General features: G+C 43.3%; 16 protein-coding genes. 14 read left to right on the top strand and 2 right to left on the bottom strand.

Going from position 1 to position 20,270, the window contains the following annotated elements:
- Positions 1-7 precede the first annotated feature (7 nt).
- From BN1765_RS17445 to rodA, 10 genes are all read left to right on the top strand, one after another.
- The gene (locus tag BN1765_RS17445; protein WP_050616308.1) at positions 8-1,690 is read left to right on the top strand and encodes a glycoside hydrolase family 13 protein; all 1,683 of its coding nucleotides are present in this window, start codon (positions 8-10) and stop codon (positions 1,688-1,690) included.
- Between the two features lie 110 nt (positions 1,691-1,800).
- Complete coding sequence (gene rpiA / locus BN1765_RS17440; protein WP_050616307.1) at positions 1,801-2,463, top strand: ribose-5-phosphate isomerase RpiA; 663 nt, start codon at positions 1,801-1,803, stop codon at positions 2,461-2,463.
- A 404-nt stretch (positions 2,464-2,867) separates the two neighbouring features.
- Positions 2,868-4,373 carry a glucose-6-phosphate dehydrogenase gene (zwf, locus tag BN1765_RS17435; RefSeq protein ID WP_050616306.1) on the top strand — a complete coding sequence of 502 codons (1,506 nt, stop codon included), beginning with the start codon at positions 2,868-2,870 and terminating at the stop codon, positions 4,371-4,373.
- A gap of 34 nt (positions 4,374-4,407) precedes the next feature.
- Positions 4,408-6,402, top strand: a complete 1,995-nt coding sequence (tkt, locus tag BN1765_RS17430) for a transketolase (RefSeq protein WP_050616305.1) — start codon at positions 4,408-4,410, stop codon at positions 6,400-6,402.
- Between the two features lie 75 nt (positions 6,403-6,477).
- The gene (gene gnd, locus BN1765_RS17425) at positions 6,478-7,371 is read left to right on the top strand and encodes a phosphogluconate dehydrogenase (NAD(+)-dependent, decarboxylating) (protein ID WP_050616304.1); all 894 of its coding nucleotides are present in this window, start codon (positions 6,478-6,480) and stop codon (positions 7,369-7,371) included.
- A 28-nt stretch (positions 7,372-7,399) separates the two neighbouring features.
- A complete protein-coding gene (gene fsa / locus BN1765_RS17420) occupies positions 7,400-8,065 on the top strand; it encodes a fructose-6-phosphate aldolase (protein ID WP_050616303.1) in 666 nt (221 codons plus the stop codon).
- Positions 8,066-8,218: 153 nt separating this feature from the next.
- On the top strand, positions 8,219-9,550 hold the full coding sequence (locus tag BN1765_RS17415; protein ID WP_075050846.1) for a glucose-6-phosphate isomerase: 1,332 nt from the start codon (positions 8,219-8,221) through the stop codon (positions 9,548-9,550).
- Between the two features lie 77 nt (positions 9,551-9,627).
- Complete coding sequence (locus tag BN1765_RS17410) at positions 9,628-10,119, top strand: hypothetical protein (RefSeq protein ID WP_069203105.1); 492 nt, start codon at positions 9,628-9,630, stop codon at positions 10,117-10,119.
- A gap of 475 nt (positions 10,120-10,594) precedes the next feature.
- Positions 10,595-10,915 (top strand): winged helix-turn-helix transcriptional regulator, encoded by a 321-nt coding sequence (locus tag BN1765_RS17405; protein ID WP_050616301.1) that lies wholly within the window; start codon positions 10,595-10,597, stop codon positions 10,913-10,915.
- Between the two features lie 1,168 nt (positions 10,916-12,083).
- Positions 12,084-13,256, top strand: coding sequence for a rod shape-determining protein RodA (gene rodA, locus BN1765_RS17400; protein WP_050616827.1), 1,173 nt, complete (start codon positions 12,084-12,086; stop codon positions 13,254-13,256).
- Positions 13,257-13,313: 57 nt separating this feature from the next.
- Here rodA and BN1765_RS17395 read toward each other — a convergent pair whose 3' ends face one another.
- The gene (locus BN1765_RS17395; RefSeq protein ID WP_050616300.1) at positions 13,314-13,643 is read right to left on the bottom strand and encodes a spore coat protein; all 330 of its coding nucleotides are present in this window, start codon (positions 13,641-13,643) and stop codon (positions 13,314-13,316) included.
- A 14-nt stretch (positions 13,644-13,657) separates the two neighbouring features.
- Positions 13,658-13,939 (bottom strand): hypothetical protein, encoded by a 282-nt coding sequence (locus tag BN1765_RS17390; protein WP_050616299.1) that lies wholly within the window; start codon positions 13,937-13,939, stop codon positions 13,658-13,660.
- Positions 13,940-14,197: 258 nt separating this feature from the next.
- On the opposite strand from BN1765_RS17390, the gene BN1765_RS17385 reads away from it, so the two are divergent.
- The 4 genes from BN1765_RS17385 (at position 14,198) to BN1765_RS17370 (ending at position 20,230) form a co-directional block, all read left to right on the top strand.
- Entirely contained in the window at positions 14,198-16,582 is a 2,385-nt protein-coding gene (locus tag BN1765_RS17385; RefSeq protein WP_050616298.1) for a 3-hydroxyacyl-CoA dehydrogenase/enoyl-CoA hydratase family protein, read from the top strand.
- Positions 16,583-16,609: 27 nt separating this feature from the next.
- Positions 16,610-17,788, top strand: a complete 1,179-nt coding sequence (locus BN1765_RS17380) for an acetyl-CoA C-acetyltransferase (RefSeq protein ID WP_050616297.1) — start codon at positions 16,610-16,612, stop codon at positions 17,786-17,788.
- Between the two features lie 49 nt (positions 17,789-17,837).
- A complete protein-coding gene (locus BN1765_RS17375; protein ID WP_050616296.1) occupies positions 17,838-19,622 on the top strand; it encodes an acyl-CoA dehydrogenase family protein in 1,785 nt (594 codons plus the stop codon).
- A 251-nt stretch (positions 19,623-19,873) separates the two neighbouring features.
- Positions 19,874-20,230, top strand: coding sequence for an arsenate reductase family protein (locus BN1765_RS17370; protein WP_050616295.1), 357 nt, complete (start codon positions 19,874-19,876; stop codon positions 20,228-20,230).
- The last annotated feature ends 40 nt before the right edge of the window (positions 20,231-20,270 follow it).

The following is a 20,270-nucleotide window of genomic DNA, read 5'->3' as shown; positions in this document are numbered from 1 at the left end:
GGGACGAATGGAGAAAACATGGTGGAAAGAAGCTGTCGTATATCAAATCTACCCCCGTAGCTTTAAAGATAGCAATGGGGATGGAATCGGAGACCTTAAAGGCATTTTATCCAAACTTGATTACATAAAAAAACTGGGCGTGGATGTCATTTGGCTCTCGCCAGTCTATGCCTCTCCGAATGATGACAACGGGTATGATATAAGTGATTATTACAGCATCATGGAGGAATTCGGGACGATGGCCGAAATGGAGGAGCTGATTCGCCGGGCACATGAAATAGGCTTGAAGATTGTGATGGACCTGGTTGTCAATCATACTTCGGATGAGCATCAATGGTTCAAGGAAAGTTCGTCCAATGAAAATTCAGATAAGCGCGATTATTACATATGGAAAGAAGCGGTTGACGGCCGTGAGCCGACCAATTGGGAATCGATTTTTAAAGGCTCTGCCTGGGAGTGGAATGAGGCTACGGGCGATTATTATCTGCACCTGTTTAGCAAGAAACAGCCGGACTTGAATTGGGAAAATCCTGAACTGCGCCAAGACATATATCGGATGATGCGTTGGTGGCTGAATAAAGGCATTGATGGTTTCAGAATGGATGTAATCAATATGATTTCAAAAGACAATGCCTATCCGGATGGCCCTTGTCCAGAAGGCCAGCGCTATGGCGATGGTTCCGCCTTTTTCATGAATGGGCCGAAAATCCACGAATATCTGCAGGAAATGAACCGGGAAGTATTATCGAAGTACGATATTATGACGGTCGGAGAAACGCCTGGTGTAACACCAGAAGATGCCGTGCTTTATACCGGCGGCAAGCGGCATGAGTTGAATATGGTCTTCCAATTCGAACATATGGGGCTCGGTGACGGTCCTGACGGTAAATGGAACAATGGCCCGTGGGAATTGAAAGAACTTAAGAGGATTCTTGCGAAATGGCAGACGGGGTTGCATCACGATGGATGGAATAGCCTCTATTGGGATAACCATGACCAGCCGCGGGCCGTTTCGCGATTCGGCCATGATGGGAAATACCGTAAGGAGAGCGCCAAAATGTTGGCGGCTTGCCTGCATATGATGCAGGGGACCCCCTATATTTATCAAGGGGAAGAATTGGGGATGACAAATGTCGCTTTTGATGCGCTGGACCAGTATAAAGATATTGAGACATTGAATGCGTATCGGGATTTGGTTGAAGGCAAGGGCTGGACACACGAAAAGATGATGAGCGCCATCCATGCAAGAGGACGGGATAACGCCAGAACGCCAATCCAATGGGATGATTCGCCAAATGCCGGCTTTACAAACGGAACACCTTGGATTGAAGTAAATCCTAATTATCAAGAGATAAATGTAAAGCAAGCATTAGAAGATAAAAACTCTGTCTTTTATGCTTACCAGAAATTAATTCAGCTGAGGAAGCAGCATGACATTATTGTATATGGGGATTTCCAACTTGTTGCTGAAGATGACGAGCAGGTATTTGCCTACAAGCGTTGTTTGGGGGATGAAACGTTATTGGCTATTTGCCATTTCTCGGATGAACAGTCGGAGTTCGTATTTCCGGGAGAATTGGAGGGGAGAAAAGGCGAATTGCTCTTCTCAAATTACGAAAGCGCTCTCTGTGACGGAAGCGCGGCTGTTTTGCGACCATTTGAGTGCCTTGTCTATTTATACCGTTCATAATCTGAAGGCTCCTGTTAAGCACGGGGGCCTTTCTTTTTGTATGCTTATAGATGATTACCCTGTTAAAAGGGGATATATCATAGATATCATCAGAATTGGGGGGTTACGTTATGAATGAGAAAAAGATTGTAGGCGAGAAAGCAGCCGAATATATAAAAGAAGGCATGGTTGTAGGGCTTGGCACCGGATCCACTGTCTATTACACTCTGCAAAAATTAGGGATGATGGTTCAGGAAGGATTGAAGGTGCAGGGTGTTCCAACCTCCCAAGCGACGGAAAGTATCGCTCGGCAGTTGGGCATTCCTTTATTAGACGTGGATAAGGTCGATAGGATTGATCTTGCGATTGATGGGGCTGACGAAGTGGACCCTGCCCTTCGGTTGATCAAAGGGGGAGGCGGAGCATTGTTGAGAGAAAAAATCATTGCCCACACAGCCGACCGCTTCATTGTTGTTGCCGATTCAACAAAATGTGTCCCTAAATTAGGCGCATTTCCTTTGCCAGTCGAAGTAGTTCAGTTCGGATACAATCTTACGGCACAAAAAATAGAGGGGTTAGGCGGCAAATGCCGGATGCGGATGGCTGGTGATAAGCCATTTATCAGCGACAATGGCCATTTTATTTTTGACTGCATCTTTAACGAGCTAAATCCTTCTGCATTGGGATCAGCCTTAAATCATATTCCAGGCGTAGTGGAAAACGGCCTGTTCGTCGATATGGCGGATAGGGTGATCACTATGAAAAATGAACAGGTAATCTTGTTGGGGGAATAATTAATACAGATTGTTATGCGGGAGTGCAACAAGTATCCTGAAAAAGAGAGGGAAAAAGGAAAATATGTTGTATTCTTCTTTTGTTTCCTATCTTTTGCTGATGGACCGGTTTATGGAACGCAAATGAAGGAAGAGGGGTTAAAATGAGTGAATGTTCATAAATTCCTTATAAATCCAATGTTTGTTAACATATTCACAATTTCGACACATATTGCTTGACTCTTAATTTAATAAGTTTTACCATGGTTACATTAAGTAACCTAAACATGATGGATAACTCATGAATATGAATGCCAACTGTTACAATTTGAATATCGATTGTATTGTAACAAGTCCATTTATCTAGTAAAGGGGTACTATGCACGATGCGTAAGCGTCAGGTATGGATAAAGGGAGGTTCTAAAATGGAGTCGATGAGTTTTGTGTTATTTGGGGCAACCGGGGATTTGGCAAAAAGAAAAATTTTTCCGGCTCTTTATAATTTATATATTGAGAAAAAAATGCCTCAATCGATTTCAATAACAGGATTAGGGAGAGGGAATCTGACTAACGAAGATTTCCGGTCGCATGTTAAGGAATCATTGTATACATTTTCAAGAAGAAAACCGGAAAGCGATGCTGAACTGACTGATTTTTTGGAGTCCTTCCAATACGGTCAATTCGATGCCACTCAACCAGAGGATTACAAGAAGCTTCTCAAATTGGTTGAGAAACGTGAGCAAGAACTTGGTTTAGCGCAAAACAGAATGTTCTATCTTTCAGTTGCACCAGAATTTTTCGATGTAATTGCCTTTGGCATTAAGGAAAGCGGTTTGGGATCAGTGAGTGGCTGGAAACGGTTAGTCATCGAGAAACCATTTGGCCATGATGTGAAGTCAGCACGTGAACTGAATGAAAAATTGAGCAATGCCTTTGAAGAAGAAGAGATTTATCGAATTGACCATTATTTGGGCAAATCGATGGTTCAGAATCTTGATGCTTTGGAGTTTGCTAATCCGATTCTTCATACTCTTTGGAATAACCACCATATTTCGAATGTGCAGATTACAGCAAGCGAAGTCGTCGGTGTAGAAGAACGGGCAGGCTATTATGACCATACCGGAGCTATCCGTGACATGTTCCAAAATCATATGCTTCAAATGCTGATGATGACTGCCATGCACTTGCCAAGTACAATCAATGCGAATAACATCCGAGAGGAAAAACGCAAGGTCATGGAAGCTGTTCGGCCGCTGAACATCGATGATGTGAAGCATAATGTCATCCGTGGGCAATATTCTGCCGGAGAGCTAGACGGAAAAAAACTTCCTGGTTATTTGGATGAACCGGGCATTTTAGAAACATCTAAGAATGATACATTTATTGCTGCTCGGTTATGGATCGACAATCCATTCTGGAAAGGCGTTCCTTTCTATATCCGCACCGGCAAAAGAATGAAGGAAAAAGCAACACGAATTGTCATAGAGTTCAAGAATACGTCAAAAGAGTTATACGACAAGCAAAAGCAACAGGTTTCGCCTAATCTATTAATCATAGAGATTTCGCCGAACGAAAACGTCACTTTCCAACTCAACAGCAAAAACCCGCTAAAAGGCGGCCAAATCGAGCCCGTACAAATGAACTTTCTGTCAGAGCAAAAGGATGTTCCTGAAGCTTATGAACGTTTGATAGGAGATGCATTGAACGGAGATTCTACGTTTTTTGCCCATTGGAAAGAGGTTGAACTTGCTTGGGAATGGGTACAACCAATATTGGATGCCTTCAGAGAAAATAAAGTGCCGCTCCACAAATATCCAGCGGGATCAAATGGTCCGGCCGAAGCCTATGCATTGCTTGAACAATCAGGTTTTACATGGTGGCTTGACCCTGAAGAAGAAGAAAAAGAATCTACATTAAAATTACAAGCTTAACCCACAATAGAGAGCTCAGAGGAGGAATATGCAAATGAGTCATAAAATCGACACATTAGCAGTTAATGCAATCAGAACGTTATCTATAGATGCAATCAACAAAGCCAATTCAGGCCATCCAGGCCTTCCAATGGGTGCTGCACCAATGGCTTACGCTCTATGGGCAAACCATTACAAACATAATCCTGAAAACGGCAAATGGTTCGACCGCGACCGCTTCGTCCTTTCAGCAGGCCATGGTTCAGCTATGCTTTATAGCTTGCTTCATCTTTCCGGCTATGATGTAACATTGGATGACTTGAAGAATTTCCGCCAGTTGAACAGTAAAACACCTGGACATCCAGAATTTGGACATACAGATGGAGTAGATGCGACTACAGGCCCTCTTGGACAAGGGATTTCCAATGCAGTCGGAATGGCAATGGCAGAAGCACACTTGGCAGCACAATTCAATAAAGATGGATTCCCTGTCATCGACCATTACACATATGCGCTAGTAGGCGACGGCGACTTGATGGAAGGTGTTGCTTATGAAGCAATGTCAATGGCTGGACACATGAAATTGGGCAAATTGATTGCCTTGTATGACTCAAACAGCATTTCTCTTGATGGAGAATTGAACTTCTCATTCTCTGAAGATATTAAGAAAAGAGCAGAATCTGCACATTGGCAGCATATCCTTGTTGAAGAAGGAAATGACGTTGAAGCAATCGCTAAAGCAATTGAAGAAGCAAAACAAAATACAGAACAACCTACATTGATTGAAGTCAAAACAATCATTGGATTCGGTAGCGAAAAAGTAGCCGGCACTAACAAAGCGCACGGTGCGCCAATTGGAGTGGAAGAAGCAGTCGCTGTTAAAAGAGCATACGGCTGGGACTACGGCGAAGATTTCTATGTGCCTGAAGAAGTAAAAGCGCATTTTGAGGAATTAAAACAAAAAGGCATTAAAGAAGAAAACAGCTGGAAAGAACTTTTCAATGCTTATAAAGAAAAATATCCTGAATTGGCTGAGGAGCTGCAGAATGCAATCGATGGCAAAGCATTGATTGAAGCGAGCGACCTGCTTACATTCTCAACTGATAAAGCCGTTTCTACTCGTGTGGCAAGCGGAAACAGCATCAATCACTATGTGAAGAAAGTACCTGCCATGTTCGGAGGAAGTGCCGATCTATCAGGTTCAACAATGACTGATATTAAAGGTGAAGACCGATTTGCCTTCGATTCATATGCAGGCAAAAAGGTGTACTTCGGTGTTCGTGAACATGCAATGGGTGCAGCCGGTAATGGTATGGCTCAACATGGCGGTGTTAAACCATTCGTCAGCACATTCTTTGTGTTCAATGACTACCTACGTCCATCTATCCGTTTGGCAGCCTTGCAAAAATTGCCTGTAACCTATGTGTTTACACATGATTCAATCGCAGTCGGTGAAGACGGCCCTACACATGAACCAGTTGAACAATTGGCAGCCTTGCGTGCAATTCCTGGCTTAACTGTGATCCGCCCTTCTGATGCGAATGAAACAGCAAATGCTTGGGCATATGCACTTAAACAAACTGAAGGACCGATTGCGCTTGTATTGACTCGCCAAAACTTGCCTGTATTAGAAAAAACAGCAGGAAATATCGATGACCTAAAACTAGGTGCATATGTAATGGAAGAAACAAATGCACAACCTGACGCAATCTTAATCGCAACAGGTTCAGAAGTTTCACTTGCATTAAAAGCAAAAGCTGAATTGGAAAAAGACAATATGTCTATCCGCGTAGTGGCAATGCCTAGCTGGGAATTGTTCGAGCAACAATCAAAAGAATATAAGGAACAAATCCTTCCTAGAGCCATCAAAAACCGCTTAAGCATTGAAATGGGCATATCACTTGGCTGGGAACGCTATATCGGCTTAGATGGCGTCAGCTTGTCAATCAATACATTCGGTGCTTCTGGTAAAGGCAATGAAGTAATGGAATACTTCGGCTTTACTGTTGACAAAGTTGTCAGCGCAACAAAAGAATTAGTTCAAGGTTAAGCACAGTTCCCGCGTTTTGCGGGACTGTTTCAATAGATATAAATTAATGGTTTTTGATAATAGGAGGAGATTGGTTTGAAAATCGGGTTAATCGGCCTTGGCAAAATGGGGATGAACCTTGGCCAAAATATGTTGGACCACAAACATGAAGTGGTCGCTTTCGACGTAAACAGCGACGCAATCAAACAAATGGAAGGCTACGGCGCAACAGGAGCTTCAACATTGAAAGAACTTGCTGAAAAGCTAGAACAGCCACGTGTGTTATGGGTGATGGTACCTCATCAGGTGGTAGATTCCGTCATTGACGAAATCACACCATTCCTAGCTAAAGGCGATATCATCATTGAAGCTGGAAACTCTCATTATAAAGAATCCATCCGCCGTTATGAATTATTGAAAGAAAAAGGAATCCACTTCATGGATGCCGGTACTTCTGGCGGCACAAGCGGCGCACGCAACGGTGCATGCTATATGGTCGGTGGAGATCCTGAGGCTTGGGAAGTTGTTGAACCTGTATTTGCTGATACAGCCGTAGAAAAAGGCTATCTATACGCAGGTCCAGCCGGAAGCGGACATTACTTGAAAATGGTCCACAATGGTGTGGAATACGGTATGATGGCTGCAATCGGTGAAGGATTCGAATTATTGGAAAAGAGCCAATTCGATTATGATTTCGAAAAAGTGGCCCGTGTCTGGAACAATGGTTCCGTCATCCGTTCATGGTTAATGGAACTTACAGAAAGTGCATTCTCCAAAGACGCTAAGCTGGATGCTATTAAAGGTGTTATGCACTCTTCAGGAGAAGGAAAATGGACTCTTGAATCAGCATTGGATCTGCAAACAGCAACTCCAGTGATCGCTATGTCCTTATTGATGAGATATCGTTCCCTTGAGGATGATACATTCACCGGTAAAGTTGTCGCTGCACTACGCAATGAGTTCGGCGGACATGCTGTAGAAAGCAAATAATCTAACAAAAAAACGGAGGTCATTATAAATGAAATTCTTTATTGATACTGCAAACATGGATGATATTAAAAAAGCGTACAAAATGGGTGTATTGAACGGTGTAACAACAAACCCTTCATTAGTAGCTAAAGAAGGCGTGAAATTCGAAGACCGCATCGAAGAAATTCTGCTAGCAGTTCCTGATGTAGAATCTGTTTCTGCTGAAGTAACTCCTGATGCCATTACTGCTGAACAAATGATGGCTGAAGCCGATGAATTAATCAAAATCAACAATGGAGATAAAAGAGTAACAATCAAAGTGCCAATGACTGAAGCTGGTTTAGAAACAACTCGTTACCTAGCTAAAAAAGGCGTTAAAGTGAATGTGACATTGATCTTCACTGTAAACCAAGCCTTATTGGCAGCTCGCGCAGGCGCTAGCTATGTTTCTCCATTCTTGGGAAGATTGGATGATATCTCTGAAGACGGCGTTCTATTAGTTTCTAAGATTGCTGAGCTATTCCGAATCCACAACATCGATTCTCAAATTATCGCAGCATCTGTCAGACATCCGGACCATGTAACTCGTGTAGCAATGGCTGGCGCTGATATTGCAACCATTCCATTCAAAGTCATTCAACAATTGACTAAACACCCATTAACAGACCAAGGTATCGAAAAATTCGCTGCTGATTGGACAAAGGCTGTTAAATAATAAAGGATCAATAAGAGACTGCTAGGCTCCGGACAACGTTGTTTGTCCGTTGCCTTTAAGCAGTTTTTTCAGTAAGAGTGATTTTTGTTGATCGGCAGGGAGGATGTTCCTTCCAATCAAAGTTTTGCTTTATACGAAAGGGGATTGTTTCGTTTGTCTATTTCACTGAATTATTCGAATGTTTTACCGTTCATGAATCAGCAAGAGGTTGATAATCTTGGTGATTTTGTTGAAGTTGCACATCATATGCTGCATGAACATAAAGGGCCCGGCTCCGATTTTCACGGCTGGGTAGACCTTCCGACTGAATATGACAAAGAGGAATTCAGCCGTATCAAGAAAGCTGCTGAAAGAATCCGCAGCCATTCAGATGCTTTGGTTGTCATCGGAATCGGCGGTTCATATTTAGGGGCTCGCGCAGCGATTGAAGCTCTTTCTCATTCTTTCCATAACCAAATGGAAGGCACAACTGAGGTCTATTTCGCTGGCCAAAATATCAGCTCAACCTATCTTTCACATTTGATGGAAGTGTTGGAAGGGAAAGATATTTCGGTAAATGTGATCTCTAAATCAGGAACAACAACAGAACCGGCACTTGCATTCCGCATTTTCCGCGAATACATGGAAAAGAAATATGGCAAAGAAGAAGCGAAAAAACGGATTTTCGCTACAACTGACCGGGAAAAAGGCGCCTTAAAACAACTGGCTGACGAAGAAGGCTATGAAACATTCGTCATTCCTGATGATGTCGGCGGCCGATATTCTGTTCTTACAGCAGTTGGATTATTGCCGATCGCAGTTTCTGGATTGGATATCGATGAAATGATGAAAGGCGCAGCAGCTGCAGCGGCTAAATATAATGATCCTAAATTGGCAACAAATGAAAGTTACCAATATGCGGCTGTGCGAAATGCATTATACCGCAAAGGCAAAAACATTGAATTGCTCGTGAATTATGAACCAGCTCTTCATTATGTATCAGAATGGTGGAAACAGCTATTCGGCGAAAGTGAAGGGAAAGACCAAAAAGGATTGTTCCCTGCTTCTGTCGATTTCTCGACTGACTTGCACTCTATGGGACAATACGTACAAGAAGGACGCAGAGACCTGATTGAAACAGTAGTACAAGTCAAGAAACCAAAAGTGGAAATGACTGTTCAAGAAGACGCTGCAAACTTGGATGGCCTAAATTTCTTATCTGGCAAAACATTGGATGAAATTAACAAAAAAGCATTCCAAGGCACTGTTTTGGCCCATGTGGACGGCAATGTGCCGAATATAATCGTAGAGTTAGACGAACTTACTGAGTATACATTTGGCGAGATGGTTTATTTCTTCGAAAAAGCATGCGGCATCAGCGGTTTATTGATGGGTGTTAATCCATTCGACCAACCTGGTGTGGAAGCTTACAAAAAGAATATGTTCGCTTTGCTCGGAAAGCCTGGCTATGAAAGTGAAAAAGAAGCATTAATGAAACGTCTATAATTAAGAACGAGCATCCGAGCCTTCGCATGAAGGAAAGGATGCTTGTTTTATACTTGCAAAAGAAAGAAGGGGTATATATGAATTTGCTTGATGCAAAAGTCATCAAAACAGCATACGGACTGGAAACATATATAGATGCGGAGAAAAATATCGAAGTCGTTGATGTAAAGTTGCCTGATGAACAACAGGATAAATACCGCATAAAAATCGGTATTCAATATTATCTATTAAGAGAAGATAAGGATCTATATGAATCCCATGATTATGAAAGCCAGATGAATTATTTCTGGATGGCAATGGATAAAGAATTAAGCGGTCTAGAGTTATTGGAACCTACCACAGAAAACTTATTTGCGGTGAAGGATAAAGGAGAACGAGATGCAACTAAGCAGATGATCAGTGAGTGGATGATCCATACAAATGCTTTTAAGCAAGGAATTTTGCGCGCTATGGAAGAAATGAAGCAGGAACAGTCGCCAGAGAAAACAAAAATGGCAGCTTTTATGAAAGAGCTGTTGAAACTGAACGATGAACATGTCGAAAAAGCACCATTGATTAAATGCAGTTAATAAGGTGGATAACTTGTGCTTACACATAATCTATAGAGAGAGCCTACTACCATGGAGATGCTGTCGTATTCCGGTTAGTGAGGCTCTTTTTCATATTCTGGGGAAGTGTTCGCTTTCCGCTGGCCGAGCGGCAAGTGCTCCTTGGGGACGTGGCTTTTGCGGGTTCCATCTTTTGGTCGGGGGGTATAAAGAGTAAAAGATGGCTGATTTTTACACAGTTAGTAAAGCGTTTACAATTATTTTTTTGCTGCAATCATTTATGATATATTTACCGGGTGAACGGTTTTGCAAAATATAATACTAAAACTTTGGCATTGGTGAGGATTTTTATTCATCTTTCACCGATGATTAGTTGAACAATTGGATTCTAACTGTCGCTTGATTGTCTTTATCTTCACTCCCATGTTGGAGTAGGAATCTTGCGCCAGGCAGAACGGCTTACATAGTTACTCAATGAAAGGTGAGGTGATGAGTTATGGCCGATGATCAAACATTCGGGAAATTATGTAAGAAAAAAGAGCAGTCATTCAATTTGATAGGAAAGAAATGGATCATATCCATTATCCACACTTTAATGGAGAAACCTAAAAGATTCAGTGAAATTCATGCTTATATTCCGGATTTAAGCAAAAAAATGCTGAATGAACGAATGAAGGAACTGGAAGATCACGGTATAGTGGAGCGCGATGTCATCTCGGAGCGACCTTTGCGGACAGAGTATACATTGACTGCCAAGGGTTTAGGTTTAGGGCAGGCGTTAAAGTCTATTGAGGATTGGGCGGATGAATGGTGGTAACCAGCAGTCTTTAGCAGAGGCTAGGGGGCTTCACCTTTTTCTCTACGATAAGTCAATATGGGCTCTCTTTCGTTCGCTGTGTTTCCTTTATCTCAGGGAAAGCGCTTCAGTCCCTACGCCTCTAAACGGGTGTTCTCCGTTTTTCGGTGTTGTCTAGCTCCAACGGTCAGCGCCTAGCAAACTTCACTCTTTTCCCTACGATAAGTCAACATCAGCTCTCTTTGTTCGCTGTGTTTCCTTTATCTCAGGAAAAGCGCTCCAGTTTGTACGGCGCTAAACGACCGTTTCCGCTTTTCGGTGTTGTCTAGCTGCAGTGACCAGGGACTAGCAAACTTCGGGTTTTTCTCTACGATAAGTCATCATCAGCTCTCTTCGTTCGCTGTGTTTCCTTTATCTCAAGAAAATCCCTCCAGTTTGTACGTCCCTAAACGGTCACTTCCGCTTTTCGGTGATGTCTAGCTCCGAACACCCAGCGGCTAGGGGACTTCACCCTTTTCTTCTACGATAAGTCAACATCAGCTCTCTGCGTTCGCTGTGTTTCCTTTATCTCAAAGAGAAAGGGCTCCAGTCCCTACACCGCTAAACGGGTGTTCTCCGCTTTTCGGTGTTGTCTAGCTCCAACGGTCAGCGCCTAGCAAACTTCACTCTTTTCCCTACGATAAGTCAACATCAGCTCTCTTCGTTCGCTGTGTTTCCTTTATCTCAGGAAAAGCGCTCCAGTTTGTACGGCGCTAAACGACCGTTTCCGCTTTTCGGTGATGTCTAGCTGCAGTGACTAGGGACTAGCAAACTTCGCACCTTTCTTCTACGATAAGTCAACATCGGCTCGTATCCTCGCCGTGTTTCCTTTATCTCAAAGAAAAGGTACTCCAGTTTGTACGTCCCTAAACGGTCACTTCCGCTTTTCGGTGATGTCTAGCTCCGAACACCCAGAGGCTAGGGGACTTCACCCTTTTCTTCTACGATAAGTCAACATCAGCTCTCTTCGTTCGCTGTGTTTCCTTTATCTCAAAGAGAAAGGGCTCCAGTCCCTACACCGCTAAACGGGTGTTCTCCGCTTTTCGGTGTTCAAGGTTGTGATTTTTGTGCTTTACAGTATAATTAAAAGGTGTTCTTTTTTTATTTAAGAATGCTTTTTTTGAATCAAATCTATAAAGGGGAATATGACGTGCAACCAGTTAAATTACGTTCATCTAGAATAGACTACACTTTGTTCTTGATTTTATTTCTCCTTTTCCTGAGCAGTTGCATCGCAATTTACAGTGCACAAACGAGCGGACAATACGGAGGAAATTTTCTCGTTAAACAAGTTGTATGGTATATAGTCGGAGGTCTGATCATTTTTGGTGTCATTAGGCTGGATTCCGATCAACTGAAAAAAATATCCTGGTATGCTTATGGCTTCGGCTTGCTGTTGCTTTTTGCCTTGGTTATAGCTCCGGAAAGCCTGGCTCCGACCATTAATGGCGCGAAAAGCTGGTTCAGATTTCCTGCATTGGGATCCTTGCAGCCTTCTGAATTTATGAAGGTGTTCCTAGTGCTCGCGTTGGCGAATGTGGTGACAACCCATCATGCCAAGAATATGGTGAAAACCATTCATTCGGATATCTGGCTTTTAATCAAAATAGGCTTGGTTACTGGAGCTCCTTTATTTCTTGTCATGCTGCAGCCAGACTTGGGAACTTCCTTGGTATTGCTTGCAATCATGGTGGGTGTTATTTTTGTATCAGGCATCTCTTGGAAAATCCTTGTGCCGATTTTTTCGGGCATTACCGTATTTGCCGGCACGATTTTGGCTTTAGTTATCTGGGCGCCGGATGTTCTGGAAAAGTATTTAGGAGTAAAATCGTATCAGTTTAATAGAATTTATTCTTGGTTGGATCCATACAATAATCAGGATTCCACCGGTTATCAGTTGATGAAATCCCTGCTTGCCATCGGCTCCGGCCAAACAACGGGCAAGGGTGTGGGAAACAGTGAAGTTTATTTGCCTGAAAGCCAGACTGACTTTATTTTCAGTGTAATCGGCGAGGAGTTCGGCTTTGTTGGCACAAGTATTATTGTCAGCCTATTCTTCCTATTGATTTACCATATCATTAAGATTGCGATGAATACGAAGAATCATTTCTATACGTATATCTGCGTAGGGATTATCTCAATGATCACCTTCCATGTATTTCAGAATATCGGCATGACCATTGGATTATTGCCTATAACAGGTATTCCGTTGCCATTCATCAGTTATGGAGGAAGTTCATTGCTCGGTAATATGCTGGGAATGGGGCTTATCTTTAGCATCGGATACCATTATAAGAACTATATGTTTTCAACAGAAAAATAATTGCATTCCCTGCTATTAATCAAAAAAAGGCCCTTTTGAGGAGCCTTTTTTTTGATCTTACTGCAGACCATTTCCGAAGGGAAATTGATTTTTATAGCCTGTAAATTGTTGATGGGATTGGGCCAAGGATTGGGCTTCCGCTTTTTCCAAGCCATACCATCCCTTTTTGAACATTAGATCGTATACATTTCGTTGCGCATGAGAGGACTCTGTGAACGAAGTGAAAATATCTTCATATAAGCCTTTATGGCTTGCTTCATGCATGGCTGTGCTGTAGGAGTTTGTGATATACTTCTCAGTTGCAAGCATGTCATTCAAATAATCACGGTCATTCATAGCTGGAGTTTCTGGTTGCTGCGTTTTTGGATTTTGTATTTTTGAATTCATAGTCTCTCCACCTTTTAATGGGAAATGGATGGCTGGGATGGCTGTGATCCCAAACCTAGATGTTGAAGGAAGCGATCATATTGCTGTTCATGCATTTTTCCCAACGCAGTGATTGCTTGTTTAATTTCTTCGTCTTGGCAGTTCATTGCAAATAGGGCCGCTTTTTTGGCAATAATCAGATTCCAATTCATCATATCTGTCAAATATAGAGCGTCCTTAGAGGTGATGACAGCGGGGGGTTCCTGAAAAATTGCTTGGGTGTTATTTATCTGCTGATTCTGGTTCAACTGTTCCATTGTTAACCCTCCTTATAAAAAGATCATTTTTAGTTTTTGTTTGATTGAGTTAAATATACATCTGGAGAGTCCATGCTGGGTTCTTTCAGCGTTGCCCTTGAAGTGGTTGCTGTGAAAATATTTTTAAAATTGTAATGGTAAATTATTGCGAAAATTTCCAAAATCTCTTATTATGAACATATAAGATTTTTTATCCAAAATTTTTTTACGTGAAAAATGAATGAATATTCATTCAAACGTACAAAGGGGGACATTGTGTTGGTACGAAACATTCATAAAGCGGCGGTATTAGGTTCAGGAGTCATGGGTGCCGGTATTGCTGCACATCTTGCCAACGTTGGGATTCCTACATTGCTGCTTGATATTGTGCCGCGTGAATTGACGGATGCGGAAAAGCAAAAAGGACTTACATTGGAAGATGCACAAGTCAGAAATCGGATTCCAGCTGCGAATCTGCAAAAATTATTGAAACAAAAACCTGCACCTCTTGCAGTTAAAAAAAATATTGATCTGCTTCAAGTAGGCAACTTCGAAGACGATATGAAGCGTCTGGCCGAGGTTGATTGGGTCATAGAGGTAGTCGTTGAGAACCTGGATGTAAAGAGAAGCGTATTTGAACAAGTAGACCAACACCGCAAACCGGGAAGCATTGTTTCCTCCAATACGTCCGGCATCTCAGTTGAAGCAATGGTTGAAGGGCGCTCTGAGGACTTCAAAAAGCATTTCCTCGGTACGCATTTCTTCAATCCTCCCCGTTATCTGAAATTATTGGAAGTCATTCCAACACAATATACAGACAGTGACGTTCTGTCTTTTATGAAAACATTCGGCGAAGATGTACTCGGCAAAGGGGTCGTTATCGCGAAGGATACGCCTAACTTTATTGCGAACCGCATCGGCACATATGGTCTGCTTGTCACCGTGCAGGAAATGCTTAAAGGCGGCTACAGCATTGGTGAAGTGGACTCTGTAACAGGCCCAGTCATCGGCAGACCATCAAGCGCAACCTTCAGAACATTGGATGTTGTCGGCCTTGATACATTCGCCCATGTTGCCAAGAATGTCTATGATCAAGTGGATGGTGAAGAGAAAAAAGTATTTGAAATCCCGCCGTTTATCCGAAAAATGCTTGATAAAGGTTGGTATGGAGCTAAGTCAGGCCAAGGTTTCTTCCTGAAAAAAGGAAAAGAAATCCTCGAACTCAATCCAGAAACAATGGAATACCAAGAACGCAAAAAATTTAAATCAGCATCCCTGCAGGCTGTCAAACAACAAAAAGGATTAGCGAATAAATTGAAAACGCTTTTATATAGTGAAGACCAAGTAGGAACCTTACTTTGGAATATCACAAGCCCTGTCCTTCTTTATTCGGCACAGTTGCACGGTGAAATTGCCGATACCATCCAAGCGATTGATGAAGCAATGAAATGGGGCTTCGGCTGGCAGCAAGGCCCATTCGAAATGTGGGACAGCATCGGTGTCGCAAAAGCGGTAGAGCGAATGAAGGCGGAAGGAAAGCAAGTGCCTGAATGGGTTGAAAACATGTTGGCAGCAGGCAATGCTTCCTTCTACAAAGAAGAAGACGGCCATTTGTTCTATTACCATAACGGTGAATATAAGCAAGTCGTCGAAAACCCGAAAAATATCAACTTGAAACAGCTTAAGAAACAAAAAGGCGTCATCAAGAAGAATAGTGGGGCGAGCCTTATTGATTTAGGTGACGGCGTTGCGCTGCTTGAATTCCACTCACAGAACAATGCGATCGGCATGGACATTATCCAAATGATCAATTTTGCGGTTGATGAAGTTGAAAAGAATTATAAGGGATTAGTCATCGGCAACCAGGGCAAGAACTTCTGTGTGGGTGCAAACCTAGCCATGATGCTGATGGAAGCACAGGATGACAATATGATGGAAATCCAAATGGTCGTCAGCCAATTCCAAAAAGCAATGTTGAAAATAAAATACAGTTCTAAACCGGTCGTGGCAGCGCCATTCTCCATGACACTGGGCGGCGGTGCGGAAGTATGCCTTCCGGCAGCGCGCATTCAAGCATCACCGGAAGCCTATATCGGCCTTGTGGAACCGGGCGTTGGCTTAATCCCTGGCGGAGGCGGCAGCAAAGAACTTTATATTAAGCATATCGAAGCTTTGCCAAAAGGCGTTGACTTCGATATCCAAAAGGTGGCTAATAAGGTTTTTGAAATGGTCGCCACCGCTAAAGTTTCTACATCTGGCGAGGAAGCGCGGGAAATGGGCTTCCTGAATAATAGCGACAAAGTAAGCGTCAATCCGGACCATCTTTTATACGATGCGAAACAGACTGTGTTGTCCATGCATGCAGAAGGATATTCCGGCCGTATCCGCAGCAAGGTGCCGGTTGTCGGAGAAACAGGTTATGCAGCTCTGTTGCTTGGAGCTCAAGCTATGAAACTGTCAGGATTCATTTCTGATTATGATATGAAGATTGCCGAAAAATTAGCATTCGTTATTGCTGGAGGAAAGGTTCCGTATGGCACAGTAGTGGACGAAGAGTACTTACTGGATTTGGAACTGCAAGCTTTCGTGAGCTTGATCCAACAGCCTAAGACCCAGGCGAGAATGCAAAATATGCTTGTTAAAGGTAAGCCGTTGCGTAACTAATCAATAGCGGAAATGAGGAGGTTCGACATGAGAGAAGCGGTAATTGTAGCAGGTGCGAGAACACCGATCGGGAAAGCGAAGAAAGGGACGCTTGCCCATGTGCGTCCTGATGACATGGGAGCATTGGTTGTAAAGGAAACGTTGAAGCGTGCAGGCAATTATGAAGGAAATATCGATGATCTAATTATCGGATGTGCGATGCCGGAAGCGGAACAAGGATTAAATATGGCAAGAAATATCGGTGCATTGGCTGGATTGCCGGATACGGTGCCGGCCATTACCATCAACCGGTATTGCTCCAGCGGCCTTCAATCGATTGCATATGGAGCTGAGCGCATTATGCTAGGCCAAAGTGACACGATTATCGCAGGCGGCGCTGAATCGATGAGCCTTGTGCCGATGATGGGCCATGTGACCCGTCCTAATCTAACGCTAGCTCAAAATGCTCCAGAGTATTATATGGGAATGGGGCATACAGCCGAGGAAGTAGCTAAAAAGTTTGGCATTTCCCGTGAAGATCAAGATGCATTTGCGGTGAGAAGCCATCAAAAAGCTGCTGCAGCCATTAAAGCAGGGAAATTCACAGATGAAATTGTACCGGTGGATGTTACGATGCGATCTGTCGGCAGTGACCATAAACTGAAGGAAAAGAACATTCAGTTCTCCATAGACGAGGGCGTTCGCCCGGATACCAGCGTCGAGGGATTAGCTCGCTTGCGTCCGGCCTTTTCTATGACAGGCAGCGTCACAGCGGGGAATGCTTCCCAAACAAGTGACGGAGCAGCTGCAGTAATGGTCATGGATGGCGAAAAAGCGAGTTCGTTGGGAATGAAGCCAATGGGCAAGTTCCGTTCTTTCGCTGTTGCTGGTGTACCGCCTGAAATCATGGGGATCGGGCCAGTGGCTGCCATTCCGAAAGCACTGAAGCTTGCGGGACTGGAATTATCCGATATCGGTTTATTCGAATTGAATGAGGCATTCGCTTCCCAATCGATCCAGGTTATCAGAGAGCTGGGCATCGATGAGGAAAAAGTGAATGTGAATGGCGGCGCGATCGCTTTAGGGCACCCGCTTGGATGTACAGGGGCCAAACTGACGTTGACTTTGCTGCATGAAATGAAACGCAGAAACCAACAGTTCGGTATTGTCACGATGTGTATCGGCGGAGGCATGGGAGCTGCCGGAGTATTCGAATTGATGGCTTAATCCATAGTCAGGGACAAATATAAACAAAATGAACAGGGAGGCTTTTCTAATGTCAAACACTACTTCAAATATTATTAAGGGCGGAAGTTTCATCATTGAGGATGTGGAACTGGATCGCGTGTTCACACCGGAAGATTTTACAGAAGAGCAAAAAATGATCGCTAAAACGACAGAAGATTATGTGAACAAAAGTGTCGTACCGGTCATTGATAAATTGGAAAACCATGAATTTGAAAATTCTGTCCGTTTATTGAAAGAAGCGGGAGAACTTGGCTTACTGGGTGCCGATGTTCCTGAAGAGTACGGCGGATTGGGATTGGATAAAATCAGTTCTGCTTTAATCGCTGAAAAAATGGCGCGTGCAGGCGGTTTCTCCATCACGCACGGGGCACATGTTGGGATTGGCTCATTGCCGATCGTTCTCTTCGGAAACGAAGAACAAAAACAAAAATATTTGCCTTTATTGGCCACCGGTGAAAAGTTGGCTGCTTATGCCTTGACTGAACCAAGTTCCGGTTCCGATGCATTAGGCGCAAAAACAACAGCAAAATTGAACAGTGAAGGAACACATTATGTGCTTAACGGGGAAAAACAATGGATTACCAATGCCGGATTTGCTGACGTATTTGTTGTCTATGCAAAAGTGGATGGCGACAAATTCTCTGCATTTATCGTAGAACGCGATTTTCCAGGTGTATCTACCGGTGCGGAAGAAAAGAAAATGGGGATCAAAAGCTCTTCCACACGTACATTGATCTTGGAAGATGCCCAAGTCCCTGTTGAAAATCTATTGGGTGAAGTGGGCCGCGGACATGTCATCGCCTTCAATATCCTGAATATCGGACGCTATAAATTGGGTGTGGGCGCTGTCGGCGCTTCTAAGCGGGCCTTCGAAGTGGCGGTTTCTTATACCAATCAACGCCAACAATTCAAAACACCGATTTCATCTTTTAACCTGACAAAAGAAAAGCTCGCAACGATGGCTTCCAAAATGTATGCAGCTGAAAGTTCTGTATACCGGACTGTAGGATTGTTTGATGACCGTATGGGTATGCTGTCGGCTGAAGAGGCTAAAGACGGCAAAGAAGTAGCGAAATCGATTGCTGAGTACGCCATCGAGTGCTCCATGAATAAATTCTTCGCTACGGAAGTATTGGATTATGTAGCCGATGAGGGCGTTCAGTTGCACGGTGGATACGGCTTCATGGCTGAATATGAAATCGAAAGAATTTACCGTGATTCCCGCATCAACCGGATTTTTGAAGGAACAAACGAAATCAACCGCTTCCTAGTTCCGGGTACATTGCTTCGCAAAGCAATGAAAGGCGAGCTTCCACTTCTTCAAAAGGCAATGGCCCTTCAGGAAGAATTGATGATGCTTATGCCGGAAGAATCAGGTGACGAAGCGCTTGCCCAAGAAAAAATGCTTGTGAAGAACGCAAAGAAAATCGGCTTGTTGGCAGCTGGATTGGCTGCTCAAAAATACGGAAACAACCTGAATGACGAGCAGGAAATCCTAGTGAATATCGCTGATATCGCCTCATTGGCATATGCAATGGAATCAGCTGTATTGCGCACAGAAAAATCGATTAAAAGAGTTGGCGAAGAGAAGAGCAAGCAAAAATTATTGTATACTCAAATTTTCTGCCAAGAAGCATTCGCCTTGATCGAACAGCACGCAAAAGAAACATTGATTGCAACAGAAGAAGGCGACACACTCCGTGTCATGATTTCTGCGCTTCGAAAATTGGCGCGCTTCACGCCAATCAATGTAATCAGCAAGAAACGGGAAGCTTCAGTAGCCTTGATCGAAGCTGAAAAATATACTGTCTAAATCGACAATCGAACCCTGTGATGAATAGGAGCCGCCATTGATGGCGGCTCCATTTTTACTAATTGGCACTGCCAGTATGAAGCCGGTTGATTCAATAATCAGTAGTGGAATGATTGAAGACAACCTGAGTAAAGTTTCACTTTAGAGGGAGGCAAGGCTATCAGATGGATACAGGATTCGAGGCTCGTTAAAGGAAACAAAACCTTTGTACTTTTTTAAAAGATTATGTATTCTAAGAGAAGGTGATGAATATGCAGTTGGTCATGTATTGGTATCCAAAATGCGGTACCTGCCGCAATGCAAAGAAGTGGCTGGAAAGCCATGATTTGCCTTTTAGAGAGATACATATAGTGGACAATCCCCCTTCCAAGAATGAGCTGAAAGATCTTCATCTAAAGAGTGGATTGGAATTGAAGAAATTTTTCAACACGAGTGGCCAAAAATATCGGGAACTCGGTTTGAAGGATGTGCTTAAGGACGCGAGTGAGGATGAAATGTTGGAACTGCTGGCATCCGATGGCATGCTGATTAAACGCCCGATTGTAACGGATGGCAAACATGTCACACTCGGTTTTAAGGAAGAACAGTTCCAGGAAGTTTGGCTATAGGCGCTTACATGTTTTTTAGTAGGCATGATTTATAGATGGA

It is taken from the genome of Bacillus testis (assembly GCF_001243895.1).
In the GTDB taxonomy this organism is placed as follows: domain Bacteria; phylum Bacillota; class Bacilli; order Bacillales; family DSM-1321; genus Bacillus_AD; species Bacillus_AD testis.
Note: the sequence above shows the minus strand (reverse complement) of the source record. Positions and strands in the feature narration are given on the sequence as shown.

Bases quoted from the DNA above. Each gene is read 5' to 3' on its own strand.
- BN1765_RS17445 (WP_050616308.1), top strand. From the start codon at position 8: ATGGAGAAAACATGGTGGAAAGAAGCTGTCGTATATCAAATCTACCCC.
- rpiA (WP_050616307.1), top strand. From the start codon at position 1,801: ATGAATGAGAAAAAGATTGTAGGCGAGAAAGCAGCCGAATATATAAAA.
- zwf (WP_050616306.1), top strand. From the start codon at position 2,868: ATGGAGTCGATGAGTTTTGTGTTATTTGGGGCAACCGGGGATTTGGCA.
- tkt (WP_050616305.1), top strand. From the start codon at position 4,408: ATGAGTCATAAAATCGACACATTAGCAGTTAATGCAATCAGAACGTTA.
- fsa (WP_050616303.1), top strand. From the start codon at position 7,400: ATGAAATTCTTTATTGATACTGCAAACATGGATGATATTAAAAAAGCG.
- BN1765_RS17410 (WP_069203105.1), top strand. From the start codon at position 9,628: ATGAATTTGCTTGATGCAAAAGTCATCAAAACAGCATACGGACTGGAA.
- BN1765_RS17405 (WP_050616301.1), top strand. From the start codon at position 10,595: ATGGCCGATGATCAAACATTCGGGAAATTATGTAAGAAAAAAGAGCAG.
- BN1765_RS17395 (WP_050616300.1), bottom strand. From the start codon at position 13,643: ATGAATTCAAAAATACAAAATCCAAAAACGCAGCAACCAGAAACTCCA.
- BN1765_RS17390 (WP_050616299.1), bottom strand. From the start codon at position 13,939: ATGGAACAGTTGAACCAGAATCAGCAGATAAATAACACCCAAGCAATT.
- BN1765_RS17380 (WP_050616297.1), top strand. From the start codon at position 16,610: ATGAGAGAAGCGGTAATTGTAGCAGGTGCGAGAACACCGATCGGGAAA.
- BN1765_RS17375 (WP_050616296.1), top strand. From the start codon at position 17,838: ATGTCAAACACTACTTCAAATATTATTAAGGGCGGAAGTTTCATCATT.
- BN1765_RS17370 (WP_050616295.1), top strand. From the start codon at position 19,874: ATGCAGTTGGTCATGTATTGGTATCCAAAATGCGGTACCTGCCGCAAT.